Annotated in this window: 6 protein-coding genes; all 6 read right to left on the minus strand. The window is 66.7% G+C overall.

From position 1 onward, the window contains the following. Positions 1-338 (minus strand): hypothetical protein (locus tag GGQ89_RS19700; protein WP_184107179.1); only part of this gene is annotated, 338 nt, incomplete at its 3' end. Then, a complete protein-coding gene (locus tag GGQ89_RS19705; protein WP_184107181.1) occupies positions 338-613 on the minus strand; it encodes a spike base protein, RCAP_Rcc01079 family in 276 nt (91 codons plus the stop codon). The genes GGQ89_RS19705 and GGQ89_RS19700, both read right to left, overlap by 1 nt. A 129-nt stretch (positions 614-742) precedes the next feature. After that, positions 743-1,180, minus strand: coding sequence for a hypothetical protein (locus tag GGQ89_RS19710; RefSeq protein WP_184107183.1), 438 nt, complete (start codon positions 1,178-1,180; stop codon positions 743-745). Continuing rightward, positions 1,168-1,509, minus strand: a complete 342-nt coding sequence (locus GGQ89_RS19715; protein WP_338112255.1) for a ubiquitination-like system serine protease family protein — start codon at positions 1,507-1,509, stop codon at positions 1,168-1,170. Before GGQ89_RS19715 ends, GGQ89_RS19710 begins: the two co-directional genes overlap by 13 nt. Further along, a complete protein-coding gene (locus GGQ89_RS19720) occupies positions 1,506-2,078 on the minus strand; it encodes a glycoside hydrolase family 19 protein (RefSeq protein ID WP_338112256.1) in 573 nt (190 codons plus the stop codon). Before GGQ89_RS19720 ends, GGQ89_RS19715 begins: the two co-directional genes overlap by 4 nt. Positions 2,079-2,254: 176 nt before the next feature. Then, positions 2,255-2,464, minus strand: a 210-nt coding sequence (locus GGQ89_RS19725) for a hypothetical protein (RefSeq protein ID WP_184107187.1), incomplete at its 5' end; no start/stop codon positions are given.

Consider the following 2,464-nt stretch of genomic DNA (forward strand, 5'->3'; position numbering starts at 1 on the left):
GTTGGTGTTGGTGTTGGTGTGACCGACGCCGCTTGCGCTGTGAACGTCAATGGCTCTTCAATCGCTCGCTGCCCCTTGGACGCACGAATGACGATTGTCGCCTGTCCTTCGACCTGGGCACCCGATCCCGCGACAATCTTGCCATCAGATAGCGCAAGCTGCGATGGCGGAGTGCCGACAACCGAATAGGTGGATCCCGTGCCGAACGGGTCGGCCAGCGCAGCAATCAACGCGCCCTGAGAGATGTTGACGAGATAGGTTGCTTTGCTGGCGATCAGACCGGCTGCGCCGATACCGCCGCCCAGGCCAATGCCCAGGCCGATGCCGAGGCCCGGCATCAGTAGAGCCCCAGCATGGAGGCAGCCGTGGTACCGGTCGCCAGAATGCGACGCGGGCGGAAGGGGATCAGCGCCCCGGCTGGCACATTCTTCCAAGTCACGCCAGTGGCGGACGCTGGAGCGCCCACGCCGATCATCGTAATATCGCCGCCCGTGCCGACATAGACCCCCTTCGGAATGTCGGGCAGGTCCGTGGAATCGCTTGGGGTGATCGCGACGGCGCGCGTGGCGGGGCTGGACACCGTGTCCGCCGAGGAAGAAAATACGTCAGCCATGGTCAGTCCTTTCGAGGGTGCGGGGAGTTGGTCGGCCAGGCGTCCCAGAGAAGCCGGCGCTTGGCGTCACAGTCGGCCAGGTCGAACCGTCCGTCGCGGATGGTTGCGTCGTCGTCGGCCGCTGTGGCGCTACCGTCCGGCTGGCGGCGCTGCGCCGTCGGTCGGCACGGCTCGCCCGCTGCGGCCGGGGGCGGCGGGATCTCGGGCGAGTAGGGCATCGAGCGCGTCGATGTCGCGCACCCGGTCAGGGGCGCGACACAGAGCGCGACCAGCATCAGTCTGCGCATAGCGTGTCACCGTGTCTTTCGAGTGGACGATGAGGGGCTGGCGTGCGGCCAGCGTGGCGGCATAGGTCTGGGCGGCGGTGGCCTGCTGCTGGGCGAAGCGTGCCTGATCGGCGAAGCGAGCTTTGTCCGCGTCCGCGATTGCCGCAGACCAGGCTGCGCGCTCATTGGTCAGCGTCTGGAGATGATCGGCACGCAGATGGTCGAGCCGCGCCGCCCATAGGCCGAGCGCCAGAACGATCAGGGCGGGCCAGAACCGGCGGAGCAGGATCAGCCACGACATTGCGGATACTCCGGCATGTCCACCGTCTGCCCTGCCAGATGGTGCGTGCAGTCCCCGAGGAACTGGATGCGCCCATCGGTAACGAAGGAATGGCAGACCTCGGGCGGGTCACCAGATTCGGGAATGAAAGCCGGGTCCACGGCGCGACCGGTCCGTACCAGCACGCTGGGCGTGAATGTCGGCACCTCATGATTGCCGTTAAAACCCCACACCGGCTCGCCCGTGGTGGATTGGACCACGACCAAGTGCTCATAGCCGCACCCCGGACACCAGAAGGCCACGCGGCCCGGCCGGAATTCGGCGAGCTTGGACGACAGAAGGCGGGTCACAGCAGAATGGCCTTCGCGCGCTCCAGCCGCTGGAGCCGATCGTTTATGCCGTTGAGCCCGCCGTTGATCAGCTTCGTCACGGCCTCAATGTCGTCGCGATCCGCTGCCGCATTGATCCGGCGCGAGGTCCAGTATGCACAGGCAAGGGCGATCGCGATCGCGGGCTCCGCCGCCCGGTCCGGCTGGCTTTCGATGTCGACGCCGATCAGCTTGCCGAACCGGCGATAGTTGTCACGGCCCGTGATCTGCAGAATGCCGCGCCCGCGGTACCGGAAGCCGTCGCCCGCCTTGACGTTGCCTAGATCGGCCCGACCTTCGTATCGCCGCTGCGCAGGCGTCGGGCCCCAGATTTCGTACATCCGCGTGAAGCCTGCCGACTCATGGCCAGCCTGCGCGAGGAAATGAGCAAGCCGCAAGGGCGCGTCCAGGATAATCGCACCCTCCAGGGCAGATACACCAGCCCCAAGCCCCGCGGCGGTCGCGGCCGGTGCGCCGAGCTTTCGCACCAGCGCGGTCAACGTCACCGGGCCGAAGGCGCCGTCAGCGCGCACGCCGAGACGGCGCTGCACAAGTGCAACGTCCATAGCTCTATCCTTTCGAAGATGACGGCTTCGTTAGCCGTTGGTATGGGGCCTTGCCGGTTGGCATCCCCCGATGGGACCGGCCGCAGGGTCTGCTGTCCTGAGAACGGCAGACCCTGCGATAGGTCGCCGCGCTCACCACCACCCCAAGCGGGGCGACTTGATCAGCCCTCGGATTTGGGCTCGGCGGTAGCTGTCACAGGCGGCAGCTTATCGAGCGCGGTCGCTAGGTTAGCCTCCTGCTGTGCGCTGCTACCCTTGCCGACCTGGAGCACCGCAGCGACAGCCGCGCCGACGATCGGGCCGAGGCCCGTGAAATAGCCGTCGACGAAGCGGGTGTTGTTCGCCGGGACCTCGTGGAAGAACGCAGCGCC

The organism is Sphingomonas yabuuchiae, assembly GCF_014199595.1.
In the GTDB taxonomy this organism is placed as follows: domain Bacteria; phylum Pseudomonadota; class Alphaproteobacteria; order Sphingomonadales; family Sphingomonadaceae; genus Sphingomonas; species Sphingomonas yabuuchiae.

Excerpts from the sequence above, each read along its gene's own strand:
- GGQ89_RS19705 (WP_184107181.1), bottom strand. The coding sequence starts at position 613 with ATGGCTGACGTATTTTCTTCCTCGGCGGACACGGTGTCCAGCCCCGCC.
- GGQ89_RS19710 (WP_184107183.1), bottom strand. The coding sequence starts at position 1,180 with ATGTCGTGGCTGATCCTGCTCCGCCGGTTCTGGCCCGCCCTGATCGTT.